Here is a 26,132-nt window from a genome sequence, read left to right on the forward strand (position 1 = left end):
GGATCGGGTAAGCGGCCGTCAAACCAGCACCACCTCAGTGAAACACTCTAAAATACAGCTGCGCGATACCACGAGCTTGGGCATGCCGTACTTAGGCCCTTGAAGAGGCAGGAGATGAATCCAGTAAGTCCTGATGGTCGCTACTTAGTAGTCAAAGGGCAGCTATGGCCTGCACCAATCCATCGCTAGATGAGGATGTGTGACAGCACCTGGTCAACGACTTGATGGCTGCACGTCGTGAGGTAAAGGCAGCAAGACTTCTGGTGATAATGGCCTGCTGTCGGCGGCAAGGGCGAAGGTGCAGAAGGCGAAGGTAGCACTCCGGGAGCGCGGGCCAGTTTGGTGGGACGATGAGAGTCCTGACTTCAATAGGCGTCAGGTCGCCAATACACCTTATGCGCAGTGATATCTCTCATTGAGTACCGCAAACTCCAGTTCACCAACAGAAAAATAAGCTGGGGAAAAACGAACAGGAGAAGCGCGGCACCTCAATGCATTTATGTTTAGGGATAACCGCTCGATACAGTGCCCCAGAGACAATACCACTGCATGACCCCGGGGCTAACAACGAGTCTATTTTTCCTGCTCGTGGCTCGCTTTTTCGAGCCTCAGTCGGCTGGAAGCGGTCAGCTTCTGTAGTCCCAGCTCTCTTGCCATAGCGTGCAGCAATGCCTCCCCCGCCTTGCCTTTGGAACGAAGCTCCCGGGCGAGTGACGCTAGCTCATCGCCACAGATCTCATCAACCGGCCGGATACCTGCCTCATCTTCTGGGCGCCGGCAAACAACATTAGAGGAGTCAGTAATATGGCTCGGCCAGTAGAAATCCCCGACATCATCTATCGTCATACGATGCGTGCTCTGGGCCAGAGCAGACACTCTTTCTCGAATTTTGGAACCCGTACGAACCCAGCCATGAGCCCTGGCAATTCGCCGAGCAAGATTCACATCGAGAATAGGCCCTTCTTGGCTAATCACATGCTCGATGAGTGCACTTAAAACGCCGGAGTAACTCGACTCAAAAAACGCATCCGGATCTATTTCCTGGACACTGGATGCAGGATCGGACTCCCGGTAGTAAAAAACCTGCGTCGGGGCGTAATGCAATTGGGCGCTGCTCACCGTTTGAGTTGCCACGGCGACTGCTGCGTATTGCTGATTCTGAGGTGCATCTGTTTCGTCATTTGCACTACTGACTGTCAAAGGCTCAGTGACTGAATCTGTGGCTTCCTCGATTACCTCAATAACCTCCACCACTGCAGTTTCAACGAGCAAGCGTGCGGCCTGTTCCCGGGCTTCATGCTCGGCGCGCTGAGCTCGACTCAACACGAGCAATGCGGTCAAACGTTCATGGATAAGATCAGCGGTGCCAACAGCATTTATCCACCAGTCCGTTGACCAAATACGTAGAATCTCCCATCCGAGCCCGCGCAATACGTGCTCACGTAACTTGTCGCGATCTCGCGCCGTAGCACTGCGGTGATAGGTTGCCCCATCACACTCCACACCCGCCAGGTAACGACCTGGCGCATCGGGATCGACCACGCCCAAATCAATTCTGAATGCAGACACACCCACTTGAGTGTGCACCTGCCACCCACGGCTGGTGAGTGCTTTCGCGACTGCTTCCTCGAACGGGCTATCAAAGCCACCCACACTGCCGGTGACGGCCTCAGCCAGTGCTCGAGGCCCTCGCTGTGCAAACTCGAGGAAGTGCTTCAGGTCACGCACACCAATCGATTGAGTCCGCGTGAGATCAATTTGTTCAGGTTGCAAGCTGGCGAAGACGCAGAGTTCGTGCCGAGCCCTTGTAATCGCAACGTTTAATCGACGTTCGCCACCAGGGCGATTAATAGGGCCGAAATTCATCGCCAAGGCGCCTGCGGCATCACGGCCATAGGTAGTCGAGAAGTAGATGATGTCTCGCTCATCCCCCTGAACACTCTCAAGATTCTTCACGAACAGAGGCTCAAGCTCGGTGTCGGCAAAGTAAGCCTCAAGTGATGGTTCGTTACGACGTGCTTCGTCTAACAGATCCTCAATAAGCTTCTGCTGCTCACCGTTAAACGTCACCACGCCAATGGTCAGTTTGCTTTCTCGGAATCCCGGCGAACGCAGACGAGCAACTACATCAGCGACGACTGCGCGCGCTTCGATCAGATTTGTTCTTGATCCACCTTTGGAATAGACACCCGCAATCTCGTGCAGTTTGACGGCACGGTCGTTCGTCACAGGTGATGGGAACGTAACGAGCTTGGACTCGTAATAGCGTTGGTTTGAGAACGCAATCAAGCTTTCATGGCGACTGCGGTAGTGCCAATTCAGATGACGAACTGGAAGGTTCGCGCTGATGCACTCATCCAGAATGCTTTCAAGATCAGCTTCAACGTCTTCATCATCAGCCGTCGACTCTGCGCGATCAAAGAATGACGTTGGAGGTAACTGTTTAGGGTCACCGACCATCACAACTTGTCGACCACGCGCCATCGCCCCAACTGCATCCCACACTGGAATTTGCGAGGCTTCGTCGAAAATGACGAGGTCAAATGCACTCGCGCCAGGTGTGAGGTATTGGGCAATGGACAGCGGACTCATCAGCATGCATGGCGTCAGTTTCGTCAACGCATCTGGAATCTTGGACATCAACTCTCGAAGCGGCAAATGACGAGTCTTCTTACCCATTTCGTACCTGAGTACGCCCCACTCTGAAGAGCGAGTGACAGTCTCCGGATTAGGTAGATCTGCACAGAGGCGCGCTCGCAGCCAGTCCCGGGTCAATGCAGTGAAACGATCATCCAGGGCTCTAAAATCCCGAATTCGTTGTTCATGCTCAACGCTGACAAAACCGCGAATGACTGGTTCGTTATCGACTACCGCGTTCAGCCACCACCGCGCGTAGTTGGTTTCGAATGAATGGCGGACTTCGCCGGCTTTAACAAGGTTACCCTCCATAGCCTGAACAAGGCTCGAGAGCCCCGCGCCGATCGCCTCTTCACGCACCTTGCGCCATGCACACCAAGCACGAACACCGGGCTCAGATCGAACCATGGACTCGCAATGCTGCAGCAGCGCATCCAGCGTAAATTGCTGGATGTCCGCTTGTCCTGATTCTGAGAAGTGCCCTGCTGTCGCCAACACATCCACTCGCTGACGGAGTAATTCAAAGCACTGACGCAATTCAGCACCTGATTGGCAAACCATGCCCTCGGGTTCAAGCAGTGCATTGGCGTCGCCGAGCAACACCTGTATCGCACTGCGATAAGCAGATACTAGCTCAGGCGTTGTCGCGAGTTGCGCAAGTGCGGACGCCAGATTGCCCTGGAACGCGACCGCGTCCGAGACCTTGTCTACCTTGGTTTTAATACCCGCCCATAGCCCCGAGGTAATGGCACTCAGATCATCAAATTCTGACAGCGCTTTTTCAACGAGATGTCGTTGCTGGAGCACCGCCAAGTCTGCCTGCATGGTCTTGCCGCATTGGCCGGCGGCCACTAAGTCATGATCACCCTCAATTCCACCGTGCTCGATCACTGGACGACGCCCGGTTTGAAAAGCGATAGCAGCGAACAACGGTTCAGAGGCGGTGTTAAGCCCAGCCCACAATCCTTCTGTGAGGTCGCCCAGGTGAAGAGGTGCAAGCTCCTGGTCAAGCAAGACGATGGAACGCATATGGGAAAGGTCTGATTTCAACTGCTCACCGCAATGCCCTTCAGCGACCACATCAAACCCGGTATCTGTCCAAGGCTCGTCCGACGCTAAACACAACATTGCCTGACGTAACTGAATAGCCGCCTTAAGATGCTGCGCGATCGATAGTGCTCCGTTCCAGATTTGGGCGCAGTAATCCCCCACCTCCAACGCGTCGAGTTTATCGCGCAGGTCACGAATCTGAATCCAGGCGTGCAGGTCGTTGGCCACATCAGGCTCTGCATCACCAGAGACGGCTGTTGAGAGAGTCTTTGTGACTTTGCGTGTCCCCAACAGGGACTTGGGCCAGAACGACTGCTCTGCGCTTTGCCAATCCCCGAGTAACTGACGCACATCAAGTGTTTCGATGAAATCGGTGTAGGTCACAGAGAGCTCCTGCGTGACCTCAGCGATACGCTCAAGCATTTCTATTGCTTGGCTCAATGTCTCAAACGTCTGCACTGGCCATGCGGGACTGAGCTGCGACATCAAAGCCCTGCGCCTAGCCAAAAGACTGAGGCCTTTTTCAGCAGCATTAACCGTCGAGATGGCCCACACCGGTGAGAGTTGTTGGCAAAGTGCACGATGCTTCTCTACAAGCGTGCTGCTTTCAATCAGTCGCTGCGCAATCATGCGACCGTCTGGGCGCAGTACGAACCGCCAATCATGACCCGCCGCTAACGGCAATGTCGACGAGAGGAGCGAAAGTCCGTTGCAAACTGAAGGCACTAGACTCGCGACAGGTAAACTCGTAGCAGCACTGAATTTCTCCGCGGCCCGGATTGCAGCTTGCGCGGCCGGCAGTACTTCTCGCGCAGCTTGAATCAGTTGTTGCTGCCATGAAGGCGACCACTCTCCCTGATCAACCAGGCTCAGTGGATGACTCGATAGCGCACCATATCCAATGGCCTGTGCATTCACTTCCAGACGATCAGACAGCTCCCGCAGTGCAGCCATATCCTCCCGCGTGTGAGCATGTGGCGATGACCATGACATGCTCAATGGCGTGATGGCTGCGCCGCCGCAGACAACGCCAATCGCATGGTAGATGCTGTACCCATTTGTATATCGCTGGTGCAGCCGCTCTACGTAAGTGTTCAAGCCCTCACGTAATGCTTGAAGACGATCAGCTTCGGCATGCCATGTCGCAGAATCCACAACTCCCTTCGCATCCCAGGCCGACTGCAGCTGAGCCAGGACATCAGTTTTGCGCGCTTTGCTGGAATGGACTTCCAGACAGAACTCACCCAGGCCAACTTCACGTAGACGCCGGTAAACGACATCCAACGCTGCGATTTTTTCAGAGACAAAAAGCACGCGTCGGCCTTGAGCCACCGATTGTGCGATGAGGTTGGCAATGGTCTGGCTTTTCCCGGTTCCGGGTGGGCCAATCAAAACGAAGTCTTTTCCTTTCGACGCCGCCATCACAGCGGATAGCTGCGAGGAGTCAGACGGCAACGGACAGAACACTTCTCGGGGGTTGAAGTCGACATCCAGGCGACGATCTTCGGGGAACGTAATGTCGGATGGGAAAGCGTCTCGTGGAGTATCCAGGAGATGCCGAACGACCGGACTTTCACGAAGCGCTTCGGCATTCTCAGCGAGGTCTTTCCACATCAAGTATTTTGCAAAGGAGAACATGGACAGGACGACGTCTTCCACGACTTCCCAGCCTGCGATGTCCTTGACCGCACGACCTACCGCTTTCCAGATAGTATCAATATCCAGGCCCGAGTCATCCCGAGGAAGCTCTGTTTCAAGCGACCCAAGATTCAATTCGAAATCTTGGCGAAGCATCTCGATGAGTGTCGGGTTGAATCTAGGTTCGTCGTCGTGCAGCACCATCGAAAAACCGGAGCGCGCGCTTTTGCGCTCAAGCGTCACAGGGATCAGGACAAGCGGCGCCCGGTACTTCTGCCCGCCTTTATCCGCTCGCTCCCAGCTGAGAAAACCCAGAGCAAGGTAAAGGGTGTTAGAGCCCCCTTCTTGCAAGGCAGTTCGAGCCCCCCGATAGAGTTCGATCAGCCGTGCTTCCATTTCAGTGCTGGAGAGGCCGACAAACACCTCATTCCGTTTCAAGGCGTCCAAGGCGTGGAGACGACGAACATCTTCTCGCTCACGTAATTCGTACAGTGCCTGGTCACGTGGATCAGCCCCATCCATCAGGTCGGGACGTGTCAGCAATTTCAGCTTCTTACCGCTGGCCAGGATATCTTCCAGCGCCGCAGGATCAGGTGACTCAAGCTTCAGCGATTTTTTCCCGGCCTTAAAATTGAGCAAATTATTGCGAAGCGACAAGTCCAGCAACTTGCGTTGCCACCGTCCCAGACGATCTTTTGGGTCGAGCAGACGCTCATCAATCTCGACTGTAACCGCCTCATCAGGTAGCGCCGGCGCAATACCGACTAATAGCTCCGACCCACCGGCAAGATCATCATCCGTCGGCACCTTAGAAACCTGCACGTCGGCACTGGCCAATGGCTTAATTCGTTGTAGGCGTGCTCTGCGCACATCCAACAGCAGTTCGAAGTTTTCGTCCTGTCCTTCTGCGATCAGTTGTTCGCCACGATCGGTGGCATACGTGAATGGCGGCACTGGATGCTGGGTCGCAAACGTCGTCTCAAACAGCATCAGTTCTTTGAGCTTTAAACGCTTGCGTACGGCCGTGATGTCGTCGATCACCGTCGTAGAAAACTCTTCAGCTTTGAGCCACACGCCGGCGAAAGAATGCCCTTTTGTGAACACCAGGACGGGGTTAAGACCTGCTTGCTCTATTGCCGCACAGAAGAACAACGAGAGATCGAAGCACGTTGCCAGACCATGTTCGGTGACGTGACTGGGGCTACGTACTTTTTGCCCGGTTTGCTCAAAGCTGGAAGGAGGAAGCGCGTAATCAAGCTTCATACGTGCGACCGCAGCCCAAATGGCTGATGTCAGCTCCCAAGCTCGTTTCGCTCCACCGGCGTACCCATCAAGAGCAGAGTTTTTTTCACTTTGGCGCAATACATCGGCGGCCTGCTTGAGCAACCGCTCCACCGCAAGATCATTCGGTTGAACAAACGCTGCAGTCATATCAGGGAGATGAGAGAGTCCGCCCCAGTGATTGCGTGGCAACAGCTCCAATGCCAAATCCAGCCGAGCTATTTCCGCTCGACCAGATTCAGCAGACGGATCTGCCGCGGTCAACGTGAAAGTGAGTGTGGCGTTTTCTGCTTCGGTTAGTCGACCTAGCAAGGCACCATCCAAAGCAAGGTCATGACCAGGGATAGGCATGAACGCGTTTGGAATCAGCGCGTCAATGCGCCAAGTTTTAGGCTTAAAAACTTCGGGATAGGCCGTCAGCGTCAGCACTAGGTCGTTGTACTTGATCGCTGTCTCATTGATTACTCGCAGCTCCCGAATGACAGGAACAGCGTTTTGATAATCCGCGAGATTTAGCTTTGCAACGACTGTACTGTGAATGCTTACAACTTTGATTGGCTCTACTTCAGCGTCAACCGTGATCACCGGTGCCTCGTCCATGTGCTTCCCCTATCCTGCTAATGGAGGCGCACATGAACGCGGAGCGTGGATAGTGGGCTCAACGCGACAAGTAGACGCCAGAAATGGCCACTATCTTATAACGGGATCCAAAGGCGAGTCCGCTGTATTTGCCTGTGCAAAAGCGGTTCACCAATACCGTCTATCTGTTAGACGTTTGTGACGAACTGTCGAGCATCCAGCGCTTTCACAGGTTGAAATCCGGCTGTCTTTTTGAAGGACGTGTTGTGAACAAAATTTTTCATGGAGTCGGAAGGGTCAATCGAGTCCATGTTCAATGATTCCAACGTGCGCCGGGACACCGCAACACTCAGAATGGGTAACTCTTCTATATGTCCGGTCGCCGAATTAAGGACGTCGTCGACCGCCGTCACGATCACAAGGTCATCAGGGAGCATCGACAAAAGCTCGCGCCCTACCCTCAAAACGCAGCTACACACATAGTCCTGCAAAAGCTCGTTGTACTTCCCTGCCGGCATCTTCTTCGTTGAAAGCTTTCCGCTCTGTAGCAAAGACTTGATTTCGGCAGGAATAACCCGAACACCATGAACGCCAAGGTTCGCTTCCACGAGCCCCGTTTCCCCGATCGAGAATTTGATCGATGTGCCGAGATGAGAGATGTCAGTGAAAGGGTCGACTAGCTTGATCGCTTCAAGCTTCGCCTTGCCTATCCCAGACAGCACACCTTGCGCGATGGTGTATTCCTGGTGCCAAGAGTCATGCTCGACTCGCCATTTCGCGACAGCGGCTTCATGCTCTTTGCCATCATGAAGTCGCCCCGTCTCGATGGCGATGGCCAAGTTTTTACGCTGACGCGTTTCGAGCTTGAACAAGCGTGCGAAAAAGCCAGGGGCATAGGTTTGCTCGAGAGATTTCGCATGCACTTCCCGTGTGCCTGCGAAAGCAGGTTTTACTGGCTCAGCCCTCTCAACGAATGACTGCCAGTCAATCTCCTCACCACATTCTTTATGCACAGAAAGCAGAACATCAATCTGGTTTTCGTACACTTCGACTTCGTAAGCAGCCTGCTCCAGCGCTTCCATCTTGGCGTATTCTTTCTGGCGAGACTGAAGCTCACGTTGCCTACGCTGGGCGTTACGATCAGCTTTGCGTGAAGCAGCCTGCATCGAACGCAACGTTCCTTTCCAGCCCATATTTCATTCCTTCGAAGTATTGGCTGAGCGGTTTCAGACCACGAACAGCCTCGGATGATGATGGCAGCTTAGCACCAAGACTCGATTTGGAAAGGAGATGAACCCGGCGAATATGATGCAAGCTCGACTTGGTTGTGCACATAAGCGTCCGGCAATTCATCTGGTATGCGTCGATGTCGAACGATCCAGATGCGGCTCTGGCCATCGAAGCACTGGACATGGCTTACGAGTAGAGTGACAGGCCTGAACGTTGCCGTTTCGCTCGGGATGTGGCTTGCAGTACGGAAGTTGCCAGTTGCACCAACGATTATGGCGTAGTTCATAAGCCAGAGCAGGGAGATAGACTTAAAACGCTGGAGGCTCCCAGCCATTGAAGTGTTTCAACGCGTCTAAGTCCCCGATCAGTTCTTTCGCTTTAGCCAACCGCTCCATAACGACTTTCCGTTCCTCATCGCCTAACTTATGCGCGGATCTTTCAATGTCGTCAAAGAAAGCCTGAATGCTGTTTACCTTTGCCCAAGTCTGGATCACAGCCTCGAGCCGGTCGCGGCTATCCTGGACAACCTTGAGTTGACGTTTTTCCTCTTCTTTTCTTTGCCACTCAGCTACCTCCAATTGGTGCTTCTGCCTTTCGAGCTCTCTTCTCTCTCGCTCAACTTCGACTTTTTTGGCAAGCTCGGGGGCTTCGGCAATCAAGAGGTTTACGATGCTGGGTATTTTGCTCACCAAATCGCCAGGCTTGTCCTCGCTCCAGCGGTGAATCCAATCTGCTCGGTAATAAGGGGAATAAACCTGGAGGCATAGGCGGCCGCTGGGCATGTCGGCACTCATTACCCACCCGTCACGATAGGGAGAACGACGCTGGCTGGAAGCGAACTTAGCCGAACGTACTCCTTGTCTACGTGCTTGACCTCTACGTACTCACTGATCTCGTAGATGGTTAAACCAAAAACTATGGTTCCGATGTAAACCACCGTAGGACGTTGCGGCTGCCAAAGTGAAGGGTGTATGTACCTCGTTGAGGCCTCCTGCCGATGATCAACAGACGCACGACTCATATGTGTGGCGGGATCACTGAGCGCCACAGCGAGGCCTTTTTTCATCAACGCCAAATACAATTGATTGGCAAAGTCGACAGCGTGGGCAATACCGGTGCGACTCACAATCAAATCCGCCATGGCGCGTTTTGTGGGCCGCAAATATCCGTTATCGCTTTCCCGAACCTTCTTAAAGTGCTCTTCGATGCTCAGTAAAAGTGGGTGCCTTCGAGGCAGTGGAGCCGGAGCTACAGCCGCCCTTCGGCTCGTTTTCTGACGCTCCTTAGGCAAAGACCGGGAAACCTGAAGAGGCGCTCCACTTCGACTCCATATAGTCAAATCTCCGGGCCGAGACTCAGGCAATAATGGACGAGCTTTACCTTTTCCCGCTGCGACTTGAGCCCAATAACCCACCGGGGGACGAGGAATATTTAAGCTGGTGAAAACTCGAGCCAAGTAGCTTGAAGACACCCCATATCGTTCGCCGATTTTGGTCATAGGTGTCGACCAAGCCTGTTCGTAAAGCGACTCTCTTGTCACGACATCTTCGGACGAATCATCGGCTGAAATTTTAGCCTCTGGTGTGTTTTCCATGGCAGGCACTTGGTCATTGGTAGTTGATTGGATCATCCTAGCCCATGTGTTATGACTACGCGTCTGCCGACGTAGCGGGCTACTGACGTTTGCGAATTACTACCGCACAGCCAGTGGAACTTGCCTTGATTCAACCGGCGAGCAGCTAGCCAGATCCCGAAGCCGTCATGCATCAGAACTTTCATTCGAGTGGCGCGGCGGTTGGCGAACAGATAAGCACAGTGCGGCTTCGCCGCACCAAACACCGCGATCACTCTGGCCAACGCCGTCTCGGTACCGGCGCGCATGTAGGCTCGGTGGCGAGCCAGATGGAATCGATGCGAATCATCGCAGCAGGTCTCGAAGAAAGGTCGCGCAGGCAGCAGCACTTTCGGTTGGGCTGCAACCGAAGCCGTCAATCGTCTGTTTCGAACGGGCTTCAAGTACAGCAAGGCCGAAGTTCTGCTGATGGATCTGCGGCAGCCTGGCGAATTCACTGACGATCTATTTGCGCATTCGCAGCCTGCGATGGCGGACAAGGTGATGAGTGTTCTGGATGAGATCAACAGCCGATGGGGAAAAGGAGTTGTCCGATTAGCCAGTGTGCCAACCGCGCCTGGTTGGGCCATGCGCCGAGATCTGATGAGTCAGAGCTACACGACGAAGGTAGATCAGTTGTGGACGGTTAAGACTAGGCCAGCACTAGCTGACGGCATTCTACGGTAGCGGGTCATCGTTACCGGCTGCTTGGAGTTCCGTACAGCCGAGCCGGGATTGACTGCCTGAATTATTCGTCTTCCGCTGAGAGTGGTGAATTGAGGTCAACATCGACCTGACCGACTAGCGCAATGATGCGATCGACCAGACGCGTATCTACGGCCTGAATGAGCTCCGGATGCACATTCATGTCAGCCGCCAATAGGTTGAGAGTTCGAGATACGGAGGGATGAGCTTTCATCGGTTCAGTAAGCACCGGTGCGGTCGTGCTCTGAACGCGGTTCTCAGAAGTGATGGGGATACGCGGATCATTCATGACTCAACCTTATCTGCTGTTCGACGTCGCAGCAACCGCGAGAGCCTCCATCAGTTCTGAAGACGACGTGTTGTTCCGATTACAGGGGCTGGCAAAATAGGATTATTAGAAATTATGGCTAAGCCATAATTATTGCTGAGCCATAATTTTATAATTCCCCCGCCGCCTCTGTCGATGTCGAAACTCCAATCACCTGCAGTAGACCGTCCAAAGCTGATCAATCCGCGTCGTAAAGCTCTGGCTCATCATCTCCCTTCGCATACCCCAATCCGGATTGGTTGGCACACTCGCCAAGCGCAGTGTTCCCCTCCCCCATCGCTCATTGATGGAATCCAGCACGCTCATGACTTTCTCAGTGGCGACCGGCTGGGAAATTGAAAACAGGTCATCGGTGTACTCACCTTTTTGGCAAAGGTCGAGCAGGAGTACCTCAGCCTTGCTGTACTTGAACCCTGGCCGGAACACCCGATCCACTGCGTCCACAGCAGCTTTGGTCATCAATCGAACATCGTCCGTTGGATATGGCAATTCCACCAGAACACCATTGGCGTACTTTGCCTCCTCGGGATTGAACATGCCGGTGCGAACACTGACCCTGATCTTCTTGCACAGTGAATGCTGTGCACGAAGCTTTTCCGTCGCACGCATCATGTAGGTAGCGACCGCCTCCTTGATCGCTGCGATCTCTGTGAGGCGCTTGCCAAACATGCGAGAACAACAAATTTCCTGCTTAGGTGGATCAGGCTTATCGAGTTCAAGACATGGCGTTCCCGCGAGCTCGCGCGCCGTCTTCTCAATCACTACGCTGAATTTTTTGCGCAGCGTCCAGGGATCGGTCTTGGAGAGATCCCAAGCGGACTTGATGCCCATGCCTTCCAAGTGAAGAGTCATTTTCCGACCTACACCCCAGACGTCTGAGACCGAGCATTTCTTCAGCACCCAGTCACGCTTAACCTGGTCACGTAGATCAACGACACCGCCGCTCTGCGCCTGCCATTTTTTTGCTGCATGGTTGGCGAGTTTGCTCAGGGTTTTGGTACCGGCAATACCGACGCCGACCGGAATGCCTGTGCTGCGATACACCTGCGCACGTATCCGTCGCCCGAGCGCTTCGAGATCTCCCGGTACTGTAGACCTCAACGGCTGGCACCAAGCACTCGATCACACTCATCACGCGCTCACTCATGTCGCCGTACAACGCATAGTTCGACGAGAACGCCACGATGCCGTGCTGCTTGAGTTTGTGCTTGATCTAAAAGTACGGCTCGCCCATTTTCACGAAGGGTTTACTGTCCGCGCTGCGCGCGATTACACAGCCATCGTTATTCGACAAAACCACGATGGGCGTCTTCGCTAGGTCTGGACGAAAGACTCGCTCACAGCTCGCGTAAAAAGAGTTGCAATCGATCAGGGCGAAGACTGGATCAGGCTTTCGGATCATGGGCACGCACACTGAATGTCACCACACCCCAGATGATCAGTTCATCACCTTCGAGGATGTATCGTGAGGGGTAACCTGCATTCTCAGACATTAGGATGATGTCTGAGCCTCGCTTGCACAGGCGCTTGCACACCGGCTCGCAGTTCACTGCCGCAATCACGATGTGGCCGTGTTCAGCTGTGATCGAGCGATCCACCACAGCCATATCACCATCGAAGATTCCAGCACCTTCCATGCTGCTGCCTTCGATGCGTACCAAGTAAATATGCGGTGCTCGGATATCCAACAGTTCGTCGATGGAAATGTGCTGCTCAAGGTGATCCGCAGCCGGCGATGGGAAGCCTGCAGGGACTTTGAACGAGTAAAACGGGAGCTGAACTCCCCCTGCAGCAAGTGGGCCGAAGATGGTGACGCTCATGAAGGGTGCCTTAACCAAAACTGTATATTCATACAGTTAACGTCGAAGCGCGCTTGCGGTCAATCTTGGGCGAGGGAAATTGTGACCAATGGATTCGTCGTGAGCAAAGTTTGGAGGTTGGCCAGGAGGCATGAGTGCTGATTTCTAGCCGCTTTTGATGAGCAACCGACCGCTGCGAAAATGCGTTTCACTTGTCCACCAGATTGCTTTAGACGTCTGAATGCAACTGATCCAAACTGAGCTGGATCAGCTACGGATAAGGAACTAGCTGTGCGGAAGGAAGCAATCGGCCAATAGCTGACTGTCGAATAATCATCGAAAATGACTCAAATAGATAACCGTCCGGTAGACACGTCTTGACGAATTCATATTAGGGCGACGGCGTGAGCAAGGTGCCCTTGTTGAGGATTGCCGTGGGTGGTCAAGTCCATGCAATTACGCAGCTGGGATAAAGCGAGTGAGCCTCGCGACCGATGTTAGGTTGCGCGCCCTTCCCGCTGAAGCGAGCGATTCATCTCCATCGAACCAATGTAGCCAGAAAATCCCCATCAAAAAACTTTTACCTAACAATCGTTAGATAGGCGTTGACGCGTACCGAATCGTCCGCTAAGGTTTGTCTACCTAATGTTAGTTAGGCGGACAAACCACCAACCTGTAGGATCGACCATGACTACTAAACTTCAGCTTTTCACTTCGCCTTCGGCCTTTCCGAACCCACAGCGTCTGCGTCTGTTCATGTACGAAAAAGGCATCGCTGACCAATTTGCCGAGACCATCTATGACATGTCCCCTGTAGGAGAACAGCGTGGCTGGCGTCATTTGAATATGAACTCGTGGGGCGAAACTCCCACCCTTCAACTGGCTGACGGTAGCTACATTTCCGAAACGGCTGCCATCGTTCGTTATCTTGACCAAGAGTATCCCGGTCGCAAGATCATGGGAGAGACCGCACTGGAACAGGGTCTGGATAACATGTGGGATAACCGGGTGTGGGTGCACATCCTGTACCGCATCGTTACAGCGTTTCACGTGTTGCACACCGGACTCGGCTTCAAGCTAGAACTGACCAAGAATGAGGCTTGGGGCGAACACTGCCGCAAGGAAGCTTTGGCTCACGCTGCACTGGTCAATCGTCATCTGTCAGACGGCCGCGAATGGCTGCTCGGCGGCAATGCCCCGACCTTCTCGGACATTACCCTGGCAACCGCGATCGCCTTCTCGAAATTCCCGGTCAATGCCACTCCACTGGACGAGCGTTTTGAGTTCTTAGATGCGTACTGGCAGCGCTGGACAAAACGTCCAAGCTTCCAAGCGGCCTACTCTGATCGCAACAGCGGCATTCCTGAGCTGGATTCGCCAGCCCAGTAACAGCTTCTCAATGGAAACTCCGGTACGCCGAGATCGCCATCCCCTGGCTTTCTCGGTGACCGTAGTGATCTCGCTAATGTCGGCTGGCATGCCGCTTGCTGAACCATGATGGAACGGCTTCTGCCTCAGCACCCTATTCGCATTGAACTCACTGCTCTCGCTGACAATCTACCTGTCACACGGTAGGCCTTTGCTGTAAATTAGCTTCCCTATTTAAGAGATCGTCCCAAGACGAAAGGCACCAAGATGAGCGTCAACTCCAAGGAAGCCATCCTGTTGGCGGCCAAGAAAATTGCCCAATCGCAGGGCTACAATGGTTTGAATTTCCGCGACCTTGCGCAAGATGTTGGTATCAAAGCGGCGAGTATTTACTACCATTTTCCAAGCAAAGCCGATCTGGGTATTGCCGTTGCCAAACGATATTGGGAGGACGGTGCGCTCGCACTCGAGATGATCGAATCAGAAAGCCCATCTCCGATTGATGCTCTGCGTCGCTTTCCTGAAATCTTCCGAAGATCGCTTGAGGCCGACAATCGTCTCTGCCTGGGTAGTTTCATGGGCGCTGAAACCGATACGTTACCCATTGAAATGACTAAAGAGATTCAGACCTTTGCTGATGTCAACATTGCATGGCTAAGCAAGCTTCTATTGGCTGCGAAGGTGTGCGAATCAAGTGAGACTGAATCTAGAGCACGTGCAATTTTCGCAGCTATTGTCGGTGCCCAGCTCTTTGCTAGAAGTCGCTCAGATATCTCGCTTTTCGATGCCTTGGTCGATTCATACCGTGCGTTCGGGCCTCTGCCGACTTAGCAACTGACTGCGACCCGGTTCAGCGAACGGGCGGCTTCGCGGCATGCGCGTCCACCTGATTGCATCGGTACTGACCGCTCGATTGAATTGCACTTGACCAGGCGTTTGCATTCGATCTGACAAGCACGCTTAGTAATCATGATCGACTGAGAATTGCTCGGTGCTGTCGGTAGCGACAGGCAGATGGGTCGTCCTCTGCCGGTCATGATCAAGAAGCGTGCTGGTCGAATCCGGCCCACTGGTCAGGTCGAATGCAAACGGGCGGGCAAGTCTGTGTAACTACCCAGCCAGAAACTCGATTGCCGAGTGGAGTTCTGCCACACCCTTCCATGCCTGATCCTTGGAACCACACGGATAGCGGATGGGAGAGCGCGATTAACGTGGTCGACGACCATCTCAAAACAAAAAAATGTGAAAAAAGTTACCTAGCCTAACCGCCCGTATTCTCTGTCCAGAAGCTCGTCGATGAAGATGTGTCGCTAAGGTGATCCGCAGCCGGCGATGGGAAGCCTGCAGGAACTTTGAAAGAGTAAAAAGCGAGCTGGACTCCCCCTTCCGCCAACGGGCTGAGGATGGTGACGCTCATGAGACATGCCTTAATCGAAGCTGTACATGCGTGCTTGCGATCAATCTTGAGCGAGGAAAATTACGACGGGTGGATTTTCGAGAAGCGAAACTACCAGGTCGACCGAGTAAGATGAGGCGCTGCATTTTTGATTGGTCGTGGGGGGTTGTCAGTCGTCTCCCCAGGGATCGAATTTGTCCCCATACCTAGCGTGTAAGGCGCGATTGCGCTCGATCCGCCTGATCCACGGATCGTAGTTCTCGGGCAACGCGGCGAGCTTAGCGCTGATGATCATTTGCACCGCTTCGTCACGCAGCAACCTGCTGGTCAACTCGCGGTATTCGCCAAGCGTAACCACACCATAAATGGCGTGATTTTCTTTTACATAGAGGTCGGTCATTCCCACCCGCAGATGGCCATACTCTTCTACGTCATCGAGGTAGATGTCCTCTAGGCTGAGGTGTCCCATATCGAACTCCGGGCTAAGAATGTACTCGCTGAATAGCACTGCCTGTACGCTCCGCAATGTTCAAAGACGCCACCGATAGCGTGCCCCATCATTGAAGTCGTCCCTTCGCTCCAGCGCCTACAAAAACCAGCCAGCAACAGGCGGTTAGGTGTGCGCATGGTAGCCTCCGCTCAGTTATCACTGTTCTGAGAATCCGCTTTGAACACACCTGCCGCTCGCTCTGATTTCAACACCCTGATCAACGCACCGAAATTTTCCGATGACCCTGTTGGACACCGCCAGAAAAAGCGGTGGCAACTCATCGCTGAAGACATCTACAAAAGCACGTCCATCGATGCATTGCTCGAAGCAAGAGGTAAGGCCGAGGGCTACATTCACGGATTGGTGGACGCGGGGCATTTATCGACGAGGGACACTGAGCGCGACTATCTCATTTTGAGTATCGTCCAACGGCGACGTGAATTCTTGCACAAACTGCTGAACGAATACGGTTACTGAGCAGGGCGAGCTGTGAGCCGCCCGACGGCAAAATGAGCATCACAGGATAGGGGCAGTTGAAGCGCTCCGCACGTCTAACTCGGAGCGCTGCTGATTAAAATCGTGGGAGACCTAATAAGCGATTTCTCAGAGGTCTGACAGAACACGGGGGCGGAGCTCATCCTGGACGGCGTTCCACTCTTCGATCGAGATCAGCACAGCGCTCCTTTGCTGACCATCGATAAAAACTGGTTTACGCGTCATGATCACCTTCTCAAGCAACTCATCGAAATGTCTCGTTGCCCGAGCAACTGTCCAGCGTTCATCAGCTGCCATGCAGTTCCACTCCCCCAGAACATTCAATCCTCAGATTGGAGACGTTCACCGGAACGAAGCAACTCAAGAAAACTACGTCGCCCCCCCCCCACGTTTGAAGCTACCAACGAGGTAATTTCCTTCTCGCGTCTCGAGAAGCCAAAAACGCCCTTCTTTCCATGCCCTTTGGATTTTTTTTGTGCGAATAATTCCGCCATTGGCTGTTCGATACGCGTCGTCTTGCTGCAGGTGATCGAAAGACACGCCAAGGCACCTATCATCAATGATCACTGCATCACTGATAAAAGCCGTAATGGCTACTGTGTATTTTCGGAGACTCGCTTGTACGAGGCGACTCATTTGAAAGTCACTGAGATACTTACTATGAAATTCGACTTCGATGATTTCAGGCATCCGGCCAGATCTCCAAAATGACTCAATATTATTTGCGGTGATCGTCGCCTACCCGGCTTTCATGGAAAAAGCGGCACCCAAACTGGCTTCTTTCCTTAAACCCGACTCCCAGAGGAGGTAGACGGTACTCTTGGTTTCAAACATGCAGCCTTCAGTGAAAGACACGCCGAAATTACTGCGTACCCACATGCTGGGCTGAAAACGACCTTTACTGTCTAGAACGATTTCGTGAGCGAAAAGCGTCGCGGGAAGTAGACCAAGCCCGCTTAGTTTTTCTTTCTCATCAGAGTTAACCGTGAGGTCGATTAGAATCCATTGCCGCACCATGCAAAATGCTTTGCCTGGAAACGTCTTTGCGGACAATGCAATCAGCTCATCTGGAGTGCCTTGCCAGCCGTGCATCTCCTCGCCTGCGCCGTACAGCAGCTGCGAGATTTCTTCTAAAGTAACCATGTAATTTTCTCGAATTCGTCCGTAGCAAAAAACCAGTTCGCTGAGGTTCGTTGGTGAACGGCCACTCATCAAATCTCGATTAGAAAATCCGGATCGAAACCAGTTTGTTGATTTGGATAGCCGCGCGGATTGGAAACCACCCGGCACCCATTCTTGAGGAAATCCGCTGAGACGTGGGTATGCCCGTAAACCCAAAGATCGGCCCTGCCCACGAGCTCCTTCCAGTCATTGGCATAAGCAGCTACCAGGTGTGTGGGAAGCTCATCACTTACGTAATCCAACGCCGGCGCATGGTGTGTAACTACAACGGTTTTGCCATCAAATGGCATGTCCAGTTCCTGTATGAGCCAGGCATAAGCTGCTTTAGATTTAGCGATCAGGTCATCGGGACGAAGGCGTCGGTAACTCTCATCTGTTCTAATGACGGTGTAGTCGTTCATCCATTCCCAAGCGACACGTTTTGCCGCAACAACATCTCCGGTCGATGAGAAATCTGTCCATGCCGTCGTGACCAAAAACCGGGTTTGACCCAGTATCAGGACTTCGTTTTCGAGTACGTGGACATGTGGCGCTGCCGCCTCTTTCATCTTGCGTAGCGTGTGATCGATGTGTCCGCCGTAGTACTCATGATTCCCGCAAACGTAAATCACCGGGCATTGGAATGTGTCGTTCGCCCAAGCTACGCCGCGCGATTTGATATCAATGTCACCAGCGAGAATGACAACGTCCGCGTCGCTTGGGGCGGGATCGAACCGAGCGAAGCCGAGGTGCAGATCTGAATAGATTTGGATCTTCATGGATTAACCATCCGGTGCCGTTGTCGTGGCAGGGCTCACTTGTCTCTATCAGAGCGTCACTGTGGTCGGGGTCTGATAGCAGGTGCTATGGAAATGCTTCCCGGCAGCAGTCGTGGCGTCGTAAATCATTCGAATATTGCTGAGCAAACCTGCGTCGGTCACACCGGGAGAGCTGCTGTAGATTGCTCCGCTATCGACTTTATGAAGCAGTACGCACTCACCGTTTCCGTCGTAGCCGACGATCGCACTGATCAACTTTTCCATACGTTCTAAAGAACTCCCATTCATGCAAGGGGGAGTCACAACCTGAACCACCTCAATCTTGTGCTCTGGGCTCCGCTGCGAGAGTAGGTGTTTCAGCATCGAAGGGTCTGATGGCATCAATTTTTTGAACCGAGTCCTCGCTCCTTCACAAATGCGAAAGCGAACGTGATACCAAGAATCTTCCGAATGTCGCTCGACCATCCGCCAAGCCGTGCGGCCAGGCCCGGGAAAGCCCGGTAGGCCGAGAAGACAAGTTTCATCTGAAATAAACATGATGGTTATACCCGTAACATCAATATCTGGTTTGAGAGCTCTGAAGGCGTGAGTGATGCCATAACACGTCCTACAGCGCTTCTTCTGCATTCAACGAGCCTGGGGAATGTGGCTTTCGGACAAAAAGGAATGAGTCCTTGCCGGCTTTTCGCGTCCATTCGCCAGGTGTCAATTTATGCCTAATGTTTTTTGTTGCATCCTTCTTGAAAGTATGATTAAGACAAGAAGACGATCACGATAGCAGACCCAATGACTCTATGTACAGAGTAGCTGGGTCAATAATTTGCTGGCCTTATCCTCCGCTTTGAGGACAAGTCGTCATGCTGACTCAGAGTCTCGCGGTGGTGCTTCGCGCGCTACGAAAAACTAGAGAGCTCACTCAGGAACGACTCCCCTCTAGTAGGAGCTATGCCTTTGCCTTAGAGGCTGGTACGCCGAAAAATATATCGCTAGGCAAGCTACGGGAGCTTTCAAGCAGCCTCGAGATCACTCCCCTGGCGCTTATGGTTTTGTGCGAGTCAATCGAGAGTGGACAGGACTCTCTGGATGTCATAGGCAAGTTGAAGGAGGAGCTTCGTCATCTCCGCTCGATCGGCCTAGATGAGGAAATACGCGAGGAGCAGCGAAGCTCCAGCCTCGTATCAAAAGCTAAGGCTCGCGAAATTGCTGACAGCAAGAGACTCGCTGTTAAGCGTCTCAAAGAGGAAGGTAAATCAAGAAAGGAAGTCGCCGAAGCGCTTGGTATTTCAAAGTCGTCTGTCCAGAGATTCTGGGTTTGATTGATCCAGCTATTCACCTGGGCTCAAGTCATCGCCGGCTAGATCCGCTGTGTTAAAACCAGTAGCGGACAAAAAAACGCGATTGTCTCTGGGATGAAGGAAGATGTTAAAAATACGGGTGTGCCAAAAAGCATATGCGCGCGTCAGATTGCTGCAACGATCAGGGTACTCAGCTCGGTCGCGGGCTGGCATACGGAGACTTGGTGCCTATCAACGCTCGCACGAACATCAGTGTGCTCGAACGCGGGAAGTTCAACATCACCGTTGATAAATTGATCGAGCTATCCACGCCTCTGAAGCTTGCCCCTGTGGCCCTTCTTGCCATCAGCATATCCATGAGCAATGGCGGTGAGCTTTAACAGAAACATACTCAGCAAGCACTTTGCTGAGGCGACGACCGATTACCGAAAAGGAATGGTTGTGTGAGCAGCCCCATCTGTATAGAAACGTAAGCGACATCGCCTTCGGGCTGATCGGATTCTGGAGAGCTTTCGAGGTGCCGAACTGGCAAACCTGCAGAATGAAAATGCCAGTCGGAATCCGGTGTTGGCATCACCTTCTATCTGCCTCACATGAAAGACGATAGGCAGCACTCAAGGGCGACATACCATACCTCTGCCTTCAAGAAGTTATACCTTGTTCAGGCGTACATCGTTGGATCACTGTGGCAGGTATGACGCGTAGGCCTTATTCAGAAAGATCGATCGCTGGGATAATCTCGCCAAGGGAGGCATCAACTCTAACATCCTGATACCGTTGGCTTCGCTGAATATTTGAACAAGCGGGTGTCTCGGCAGCCCTCTATAGCTCTCACTCCATGCGCCATGGGTTCGCTACATTGGCCTCAGCTAACGGTTGAGATCAAGTCACTGATGAGCTACGTTGGCTGGACGGGCATCAAGTCTGCGTTGTGTTACGAAGATATGGCTCCTTATTTGGAGATCTGCACTTAATAAACCGGTGAAACCAATTAATCGCCTTGCAAATGGAAACTACTAGAGCCGCATTACAAAAGATTAGCAAGCGCACACTTACAAGCCATTCATTACAATTTCATTCATTACGCATGCAAGCCATCAACTATTGCATTATAGGTAACTATTGAATGAATGAAATGCTGCTTAAAATAGTTCAAATGCATTCTCGCCAGGTCTGAATAAGATCCATGATAATAAACAGGCCAGGAATAAAATGTAGAAAAAAACCAATCATCAAAATTTTTTGCCCCACAATGAACGCCACGCATAACTTTATATGATTTCGGATTATTGCCCCCCACTTGAATAGATTGTCTAACAGGGAGCTGCAGAACCAAATATCGACGCACAGAGCAACTCACACCATGATAGCAATCCGTAGCCAATTCAGTTTCACGATGAGGCTTTCCATAAACAAATACGGCGACAACTAGGCCGTTATCTGCTCGAAAATATATGTCAGCCGACATGTCTTCCCATGCGAGAAAATCACCTTCAACTGCCAACCCAAGACTAATTGATCGGGCCTCAATCTTCATCATTCCTGAATACATATCAATTACCCTATCTACAAAAGCCAATTACAAACTGAGAAAACGAAGGGTTGTCGAGAACCGCACTGAACCGAGTGACTGAATCAATCATCTTCTTTGAATGCGAACCAACAAAGATATTGCTACATCTACCAAGGCTCTTTGAATCATCGAATCTTATATCGAAAAAGTCAACACAGGATAATTGATGCATCATAAAAGACTGTTCATCCGAAGAAAATAAGCCAAGCACCATACCAAACAACAGCAAAGCGATAGCTCGATCTTCACTATTCGCGCATAGAGCACCAAGCTCAAGCGCCTGATACAAATTATTAACACGAGGCACTATTCTTTTTTTTGACCAGATAGTATTGATTACCCCATACAAAGGATAAAGAATTATTTGAATTATACACCTGCACGCCCTCCAGCGCATTTCCATCTGTACTTCGCCAAACTTCAGGTTTAATTCTATTAAATTTAAGAAATTAACGACTCGCGCCACCAGACTGACCAATTTTTTTTGCGACAGAAAGCAATAAGCACCTTTATCTTCAACCCCTAATCGACGCCTAGAATAATACTCAAACGCAGCCAACGCTGGATTTAATGACACCCTACTACCCAGAGGAAACTCCAGAAGTAATTTATTATGCGTCAAACAATACGGATTTCCTACGCTAGCCCATGTAGTTAGTGTTGCTGGATACTTGGAGTTCTGAATTTGCTCGCATAAACAATCCCAACAGAATGCTCTGCGAAAGTATTCTGGGATCAACCAAGCTGATTTAGCCGAAAATATAGCCTGACAATCTTTTGGGGTGACTGATAAGTAGTCACAGCTATTGCAGAAGAACCTTGATGAGAAATCAAAATCTCGATCAAACGCTCCTTGATGTCGACATGCCCAGTATTCTTTGGTTAGTAAAAAAAGCGGATAGCAACCAGGCTCATGGAAAATCGATTGCCGGTATAGCCAGCTAAAAAATGTCTCTTCGCGAATTACAGGGTAGTCAATAAGCATATTGACGTTTACCTCGACATTCTTAATTTTACATTGGCAACCGGACAGTTCAAGAGATGAACATAGTTGGGAGAGTCGATATCTTCCGCTTCGCAAATAATTATTCGTAATTCAGGCAAAGCGGCGAGCAGGGAATTAATATCAAACATTAGTCGACCAACTGTAATTCCTGGCGCCCTAAAGACCTCGTGAAAATCATCAATTAACACAACACCTATATCCCTCAATCGAGCAAATTCTAAGAGAAAGGGTGGAATAAAACCTGGCCTTGTGTTTACTCCCTCAAAAACTCCTAGCGCATTAGCAAACCAACCAATAAAACCAATTCTACCAGAAAAAAATATGTCAGATATAGTTAGACATCTATTTGAAACACAATCGAGGGTCTGTATTGAGTCGAGCGCCGAACTCAATCCATCGCCAGACGCACCAACCACCCTGATAAACTTGACTATATTTTCATGAAGTAAATCTTTAACTTCTCGTGATACGCGCGTAGAGCTTTTAATTACCATGGCGAGGTGTTTTTCCTTTAGGTTCAGGGAGTTGCAACGCGTAGCCGCAGGTAAGGATTATTTCTGAGAAATCTTTTAACTGCGCCGTTGTGATTCGTTCTTCCCCCGTCTCAATCGCAACTTCAGATGCTGCCTTGAGAAATTTCACAAAATTATCCATAATTCCATTAGACAATTTATAAAGCTTAATTAAAAAATCACGATTCATCACGTCAGGGGATGGAAGTTGAAGAGGCAAGTGCGCAACGTAACTCGTGACAAATTCTTTGAATTCATCATCACAACTCCATCCAGGTAGTGCAAATTGTGCAAATCGTCTCCCCACTTGGCCATCCGCTGCAATAATTTCGCTGGCTTTATGGTCGCCAAACGCCAGAATGTTTAGCTTAAACTTCCCACCACACATATGCTTGAGTAAAGATAGATTTTGCATCAATGTTCTTTGTGATTCATGCAGCGCGTCATGTAACTCATCTACAACAATGGCGCGATAGTTTCCGTTTCTAATAGCACGCATGATCATAGCTGATCGTGATCCTGCCGCCCCCCGCCCCCATGATCTAACGTCAAACGCTTCGCATATCAAATCCAGCAATCTGAATTTATCCAAGTTTTGATCCATCAGAATCGTTTTAAGTTTTTGCGGTCGGAATTGATAAATTTCCATCAACTGGAGTAAAAATGCAGTTTTGCCTCCGCCATACCTCGAACTGAATAGTGCACATTGAGCCTGATGTTGCCCCTCCCGCGACAGCATTTTATGTATTACCTTAAAATACTTATCGTAGCGGGGCATCGGGATCCAAAAATCTGCGCCGCAGATAACCATTCGTTCATCCGCTGATCGAGAGATTAAATAGCGCCGGCTTTCCGTCAAATGCTCGTCATTCATATTATGCTCCAATTCAATACGAAAACTTTAAACCATTTCAAAAATCATCTTCAGAAGATCTAATTATCGGAATCGAATCAGTGATAGCGCTACCTGGAGCCTCCTTTGAATTTTGCTTGCTGTTCGGAAGAAAATCACTATTGTGCAATTCAGGTATTCCGTCGCTCTGTTCGCCACTTCTAAAGGCGCGATGTCCTTTTTCAACTGCACTCTCGATTCTTCGAGACTCTACATGCGCATCAAAAGCATGCACATCTTCCCAGTCATATGAACCTAAAGTCTGCCCTGGTAACACAGGATGATGGCGTAGGAAGTCTCTTCTCTCAGTATATGCTTCCCAATTATCAGAAAGCCCCTCACGGGAATGTATACAGTAACCAACTACATAGCGATCATCTGAGAATTTCACCCATATTTTTGACAAGTCGCCCATAGGATCATATTTTATCTCGTAATCATGATTAAGTCCGACATACTCTTTTAGTTCGTCACTCATATAGCGCCTACCGGCAAAAAAAATACCTGTGCGCCCTATTTTATGAGTCACAGTATCCGATGGAAGAAAAGTCATTCGGAAGAGCAGTTCGTTTTCCTCTCCGACAATTCGTCTCAAACTATCAGGACATTTTGCGAGTTCTCGATCCCATGCTCTACGGGGAGAACAATGCAGAGAAGCATGTATGGTGCCGTTATAGGCTACAACACGGGAGAAAAACCAATGTCCAAACTGAGCGAAGTCAAATTTTGCATTATGCTCACTCTCAAAAGCTTCACGCTCTGTGACGTTTGAACCAGTCGCTCCTGGTAAAAAATGCACATCGGAAGTCATGAAACGTCCGATAACTCTTTCAATCGTACCGCCGTAATGTTTTTTTCCTATAGGACGATGATCCCATTTAATTTTATAGCGAGCGCAGCGCACTTTGAGATAGTCGCTAACAAATTCTGCAGCATTATCGGTGTAAATTAATTTTGGCAATCCGCAGAACGGGTAAATCCCTGATTTCTTTCCATGCTTAACAAGTATTTTTTCTTTATCCAATACAGCAAATATAAGCGCAGCACCGACGGAGTCAAAATTTGGATTTCGCAGAGTAAGGTAAAAACCAATTATAACCCTAGTTAAAGCGCATATAATCATGGTGACCCACGGGCGACCTATAATTCTATTACGATCTAATTCATCTACAAGTAAGATGTCAACCTGGGTGTGATCCATCTCCCATACGTCGTTCAGCCTTGTGACAATCCGCTTACCAACGCGCAACTCATGCTTCTGTTTGTACTCGTCCTTGCCCAACTTTCGCTTGTCTAGATCTTTTTGGGTTTTCGACAAAACGAAAGTTCTGACTTGATGTGTAGTTAACGGGAGCAAACCTTTTCCCTTTGCTCGGACATCTGCCTCTCGTTTCACTCCTGCAACCGATGCTCGTTTCGTCCGATAAGCTACCTTATAAGCCGCCTCTAGTATCGGAATATACTCCTGAGGCGTTCTGCTAGAACCTGGTTTTGGCCCCCTTTTGCCCTTAACCAAACCAAGGTGACTAGTGACGCTTTTATAAATCCTACAAAGATCTCTAAATCTACTTTTTTTCACCCCCAGAGCTTCTTGGGCTTCCCCTCGGCTTAGGCTCTTTGAAAAATATTGCTCGAGAATCAAACTTCGACTATAGGCCTCACTTTCATCCTCATTGGTCATTCTCGATGGTATGCAAACGATATCGTCGTTAGATGCTTCCGCTATTTTTTTGCCTAACTTTTTGTCATTCATAGGATTGACCACTTCTCTTCGATGTGCAAGCCAGCGTAGATGACCGCAACCAAGCCGCTGACTTCTTGAATCAACGTCTAGATAGATAGCCGGGACTAATTTCAAAAACAAATTCGAAAAATACCTTTTAAAATCAACCACATGAATAACTTCATCAAACATTAATTAAAAATTGACAGCCTATTTAACTGCAACTCCTAATTCGAAATTGATATAAAAAAAATCTTCCGACTCATCGATCGATGGTGATCACCTTAGTAGACAACGATCTATATTCTTGGTCTTTGGTCTCATTCAGATCCGAGAGCGCAACGGATGTTTGTCAAATAGGCGGTGCGAACAGAAATCCTTAAATAGTCCGAGGAGATTGCCCATCGCTAAAATGGATTACACACTCCCTTATTACAACGGCACGACTGGGGTCGCTGGTCGACGAATGTCTAAATGTAGCGCGCTAGCATTATTGGCTCGAATCAAGCAATCGACATTGCCTGAAGTAAAGCGACGCTGAGTAGATGGCAGAAATCAGACAGCAGGTTAGCGAAATACACGA

At 50.8% G+C, this 26,132-nt stretch carries 23 protein-coding genes and 4 pseudogenes; 7 read left to right on the forward strand and 20 right to left on the reverse strand.

From position 1 onward, the window contains the following. The first annotated feature begins 114 nt into the window (after positions 1–114). A pseudogene (locus AB7M26_RS21035) lies at positions 115–406 on the forward strand (hypothetical protein). A gap of 167 nt (positions 407–573) precedes the next feature. Here the strand turns inward: AB7M26_RS21035 and AB7M26_RS21040 are convergent. The 5 genes from AB7M26_RS21040 to tnpB all read right to left on the reverse strand — a co-directional run bounded on the left by AB7M26_RS21040 (position 574) and on the right by tnpB (position 10,485). Continuing rightward, on the reverse strand, positions 574–7,206 hold the full coding sequence (locus tag AB7M26_RS21040) for a DUF3320 domain-containing protein (RefSeq protein ID WP_429386032.1): 6,633 nt from the start codon (positions 7,204–7,206) through the stop codon (positions 574–576). 167 nt (positions 7,207–7,373) lie between these two features. After that, positions 7,374–8,378: a hypothetical protein gene (locus tag AB7M26_RS21045; protein ID WP_429386034.1), complete on the reverse strand. Its 1,005-nt coding sequence runs from the start codon at positions 8,376–8,378 to the stop codon at positions 7,374–7,376. A 345-nt stretch (positions 8,379–8,723) separates the two neighbouring features. Beyond that, on the reverse strand, positions 8,724–9,197 hold the full coding sequence (locus tag AB7M26_RS21050; RefSeq protein WP_429386036.1) for a hypothetical protein: 474 nt from the start codon (positions 9,195–9,197) through the stop codon (positions 8,724–8,726). Positions 9,198–9,208: 11 nt separating this feature from the next. Beyond that, the gene (locus tag AB7M26_RS21055) at positions 9,209–10,009 is read right to left on the reverse strand and encodes a hypothetical protein (protein WP_429386038.1); all 801 of its coding nucleotides are present in this window, start codon (positions 10,007–10,009) and stop codon (positions 9,209–9,211) included. Between the two features lie 32 nt (positions 10,010–10,041). Beyond that, on the reverse strand, positions 10,042–10,485 hold the full coding sequence (gene tnpB, locus AB7M26_RS21060) for an IS66 family insertion sequence element accessory protein TnpB (RefSeq protein WP_429386040.1): 444 nt from the start codon (positions 10,483–10,485) through the stop codon (positions 10,042–10,044). Between tnpB and AB7M26_RS21065 the strand changes: the two are divergent. Then, positions 10,388–10,714: pseudogene (locus AB7M26_RS21065) on the forward strand (DUF4113 domain-containing protein); the annotation flags it as partial. The gene tnpB and the pseudogene AB7M26_RS21065 overlap by 98 nt on opposite strands. A 61-nt stretch (positions 10,715–10,775) precedes the next feature. Here the strand turns inward: AB7M26_RS21065 and AB7M26_RS21070 are convergent. From AB7M26_RS21070 to AB7M26_RS21080, 3 genes and pseudogenes are all read right to left on the reverse strand, one after another. Then, on the reverse strand, positions 10,776–11,021 hold the full coding sequence (locus tag AB7M26_RS21070) for a type II toxin-antitoxin system PrlF family antitoxin (protein WP_429386042.1): 246 nt from the start codon (positions 11,019–11,021) through the stop codon (positions 10,776–10,778). 189 nt (positions 11,022–11,210) lie between these two features. After that, positions 11,211–12,462 (reverse strand): annotated as a pseudogene (umuC, locus tag AB7M26_RS21075) (translesion error-prone DNA polymerase V subunit UmuC). Further along, the gene (locus AB7M26_RS21080) at positions 12,446–12,880 is read right to left on the reverse strand and encodes a LexA family protein (protein WP_429386044.1); all 435 of its coding nucleotides are present in this window, start codon (positions 12,878–12,880) and stop codon (positions 12,446–12,448) included. Before AB7M26_RS21080 ends, umuC begins: the two are co-directional and overlap by 17 nt. A gap of 666 nt (positions 12,881–13,546) precedes the next feature. Between AB7M26_RS21080 and AB7M26_RS21085 the strand changes: the two genes are divergently transcribed. After that, positions 13,547–14,248 carry a glutathione S-transferase family protein gene (locus AB7M26_RS21085; protein ID WP_429386046.1) on the forward strand — a complete coding sequence of 234 codons (702 nt, stop codon included), beginning with the start codon at positions 13,547–13,549 and terminating at the stop codon, positions 14,246–14,248. Positions 14,249–14,494: 246 nt separating this feature from the next. Continuing rightward, positions 14,495–15,058: a TetR/AcrR family transcriptional regulator gene (locus tag AB7M26_RS21090; protein ID WP_429386048.1), complete on the forward strand. Its 564-nt coding sequence runs from the start codon at positions 14,495–14,497 to the stop codon at positions 15,056–15,058. A gap of 449 nt (positions 15,059–15,507) precedes the next feature. Here the strand turns inward: AB7M26_RS21090 and AB7M26_RS21095 are convergent. Further along, a pseudogene (locus tag AB7M26_RS21095) lies at positions 15,508–15,644 on the reverse strand (peptidase S24); the annotation flags it as partial. Between the two features lie 148 nt (positions 15,645–15,792). Then, positions 15,793–16,092: a hypothetical protein gene (locus tag AB7M26_RS21100; protein ID WP_429386049.1), complete on the reverse strand. Its 300-nt coding sequence runs from the start codon at positions 16,090–16,092 to the stop codon at positions 15,793–15,795. Between the two features lie 198 nt (positions 16,093–16,290). Between AB7M26_RS21100 and AB7M26_RS21105 the strand changes: the two genes are divergently transcribed. Further along, positions 16,291–16,590: a hypothetical protein gene (locus AB7M26_RS21105; RefSeq protein ID WP_429386051.1), complete on the forward strand. Its 300-nt coding sequence runs from the start codon at positions 16,291–16,293 to the stop codon at positions 16,588–16,590. Positions 16,591–16,716: 126 nt separating this feature from the next. On the opposite strand, the gene AB7M26_RS21110 is transcribed toward AB7M26_RS21105, so the two are convergent. The 5 genes from AB7M26_RS21110 to AB7M26_RS21130 all read right to left on the reverse strand — a co-directional run bounded on the left by AB7M26_RS21110 (position 16,717) and on the right by AB7M26_RS21130 (position 18,812). Then, positions 16,717–16,905, reverse strand: a complete 189-nt coding sequence (locus AB7M26_RS21110; RefSeq protein WP_429386053.1) for a hypothetical protein — start codon at positions 16,903–16,905, stop codon at positions 16,717–16,719. A 72-nt stretch (positions 16,906–16,977) separates the two neighbouring features. Next, a complete protein-coding gene (locus AB7M26_RS21115; protein ID WP_429386055.1) occupies positions 16,978–17,298 on the reverse strand; it encodes a hypothetical protein in 321 nt (106 codons plus the stop codon). A 48-nt stretch (positions 17,299–17,346) separates the two neighbouring features. After that, positions 17,347–17,820, reverse strand: a complete 474-nt coding sequence (locus AB7M26_RS21120; RefSeq protein WP_429386057.1) for a DUF6957 family protein — start codon at positions 17,818–17,820, stop codon at positions 17,347–17,349. Next, on the reverse strand, positions 17,820–18,548 hold the full coding sequence (locus tag AB7M26_RS21125) for a metallophosphoesterase family protein (RefSeq protein WP_429386059.1): 729 nt from the start codon (positions 18,546–18,548) through the stop codon (positions 17,820–17,822). Before AB7M26_RS21125 ends, AB7M26_RS21120 begins: the two co-directional genes overlap by 1 nt. Positions 18,549–18,596: 48 nt before the next feature. Beyond that, complete coding sequence (locus AB7M26_RS21130) at positions 18,597–18,812, reverse strand: hypothetical protein (RefSeq protein ID WP_429386060.1); 216 nt, start codon at positions 18,810–18,812, stop codon at positions 18,597–18,599. A gap of 593 nt (positions 18,813–19,405) precedes the next feature. Between AB7M26_RS21130 and AB7M26_RS21135 the strand changes: the two genes are divergently transcribed. Next, a complete protein-coding gene (locus tag AB7M26_RS21135; protein ID WP_429386062.1) occupies positions 19,406–19,864 on the forward strand; it encodes a helix-turn-helix domain-containing protein in 459 nt (152 codons plus the stop codon). Positions 19,865–20,067: 203 nt separating this feature from the next. Continuing rightward, complete coding sequence (locus tag AB7M26_RS21140) at positions 20,068–20,223, forward strand: hypothetical protein (RefSeq protein WP_429386064.1); 156 nt, start codon at positions 20,068–20,070, stop codon at positions 20,221–20,223. A gap of 701 nt (positions 20,224–20,924) precedes the next feature. Here AB7M26_RS21140 and AB7M26_RS21145 read toward each other — a convergent pair. From AB7M26_RS21145 to AB7M26_RS21165, 5 genes are read right to left on the reverse strand one after another with little or no spacing between them, the layout of a single operon-like run. Then, the gene (locus tag AB7M26_RS21145; RefSeq protein WP_454238390.1) at positions 20,925–21,395 is read right to left on the reverse strand and encodes a hypothetical protein; all 471 of its coding nucleotides are present in this window, start codon (positions 21,393–21,395) and stop codon (positions 20,925–20,927) included. A 10-nt stretch (positions 21,396–21,405) separates the two neighbouring features. Continuing rightward, positions 21,406–22,401, reverse strand: coding sequence for a hypothetical protein (locus AB7M26_RS21150; protein ID WP_429386067.1), 996 nt, complete (start codon positions 22,399–22,401; stop codon positions 21,406–21,408). 8 nt (positions 22,402–22,409) lie between these two features. Beyond that, positions 22,410–22,916 (reverse strand): hypothetical protein, encoded by a 507-nt coding sequence (locus tag AB7M26_RS21155; protein WP_429386069.1) that lies wholly within the window; start codon positions 22,914–22,916, stop codon positions 22,410–22,412. Further along, positions 22,906–23,808, reverse strand: coding sequence for a TniB family NTP-binding protein (locus tag AB7M26_RS21160; protein WP_429386070.1), 903 nt, complete (start codon positions 23,806–23,808; stop codon positions 22,906–22,908). The genes AB7M26_RS21155 and AB7M26_RS21160 overlap by 11 nt, the downstream gene beginning before the upstream one ends. A gap of 37 nt (positions 23,809–23,845) precedes the next feature. Continuing rightward, positions 23,846–25,741, reverse strand: coding sequence for a transposase (locus AB7M26_RS21165; protein WP_429386072.1), 1,896 nt, complete (start codon positions 25,739–25,741; stop codon positions 23,846–23,848). Between the last annotated feature and the right edge of the window lie 391 nt (positions 25,742–26,132).

Source organism: Pseudomonas sp. F-14 TE3482 (assembly GCF_053629455.1).

Bases quoted from the DNA above. Each gene is read 5' to 3' on its own strand.
- AB7M26_RS21130 (WP_429386060.1), bottom strand. From the start codon at position 18,812: ATGGAAAAGTTGATCAGTGCGATCGTCGGCTACGACGGAAACGGTGAG.
- AB7M26_RS21155 (WP_429386069.1), bottom strand. From the start codon at position 22,916: ATGGTAATTAAAAGCTCTACGCGCGTATCACGAGAAGTTAAAGATTTA.
- AB7M26_RS21045 (WP_429386034.1), bottom strand. From the start codon at position 8,378: ATGGGCTGGAAAGGAACGTTGCGTTCGATGCAGGCTGCTTCACGCAAA.
- AB7M26_RS21115 (WP_429386055.1), bottom strand. From the start codon at position 17,298: ATGCCTGAAATCATCGAAGTCGAATTTCATAGTAAGTATCTCAGTGAC.
- AB7M26_RS21135 (WP_429386062.1), top strand. From the start codon at position 19,406: ATGCTGACTCAGAGTCTCGCGGTGGTGCTTCGCGCGCTACGAAAAACT.
- AB7M26_RS21080 (WP_429386044.1), bottom strand. From the start codon at position 12,880: ATGAGCGTCACCATCTTCGGCCCACTTGCTGCAGGGGGAGTTCAGCTC.
- AB7M26_RS21090 (WP_429386048.1), top strand. From the start codon at position 14,495: ATGAGCGTCAACTCCAAGGAAGCCATCCTGTTGGCGGCCAAGAAAATT.
- AB7M26_RS21125 (WP_429386059.1), bottom strand. From the start codon at position 18,548: ATGAAGATCCAAATCTATTCAGATCTGCACCTCGGCTTCGCTCGGTTC.
- AB7M26_RS21100 (WP_429386049.1), bottom strand. From the start codon at position 16,092: ATGGGACACCTCAGCCTAGAGGACATCTACCTCGATGACGTAGAAGAG.
- AB7M26_RS21070 (WP_429386042.1), bottom strand. From the start codon at position 11,021: ATGAATGATCCGCGTATCCCCATCACTTCTGAGAACCGCGTTCAGAGC.
- AB7M26_RS21165 (WP_429386072.1), bottom strand. From the start codon at position 25,741: ATGTTTGATGAAGTTATTCATGTGGTTGATTTTAAAAGGTATTTTTCG.
- AB7M26_RS21120 (WP_429386057.1), bottom strand. From the start codon at position 17,820: ATGAGTGGCCGTTCACCAACGAACCTCAGCGAACTGGTTTTTTGCTAC.
- AB7M26_RS21160 (WP_429386070.1), bottom strand. From the start codon at position 23,808: ATGAATGACGAGCATTTGACGGAAAGCCGGCGCTATTTAATCTCTCGA.
- AB7M26_RS21050 (WP_429386036.1), bottom strand. From the start codon at position 9,197: ATGCCCAGCGGCCGCCTATGCCTCCAGGTTTATTCCCCTTATTACCGA.
- AB7M26_RS21110 (WP_429386053.1), bottom strand. From the start codon at position 16,905: ATGGCAGCTGATGAACGCTGGACAGTTGCTCGGGCAACGAGACATTTC.
- AB7M26_RS21040 (WP_429386032.1), bottom strand. From the start codon at position 7,206: ATGGACGAGGCACCGGTGATCACGGTTGACGCTGAAGTAGAGCCAATC.
- AB7M26_RS21150 (WP_429386067.1), bottom strand. From the start codon at position 22,401: ATGCTTATTGACTACCCTGTAATTCGCGAAGAGACATTTTTTAGCTGG.
- AB7M26_RS21085 (WP_429386046.1), top strand. From the start codon at position 13,547: ATGACTACTAAACTTCAGCTTTTCACTTCGCCTTCGGCCTTTCCGAAC.
- AB7M26_RS21055 (WP_429386038.1), bottom strand. From the start codon at position 10,009: ATGGAAAACACACCAGAGGCTAAAATTTCAGCCGATGATTCGTCCGAA.
- AB7M26_RS21145 (WP_454238390.1), bottom strand. From the start codon at position 21,395: ATGTATTCAGGAATGATGAAGATTGAGGCCCGATCAATTAGTCTTGGG.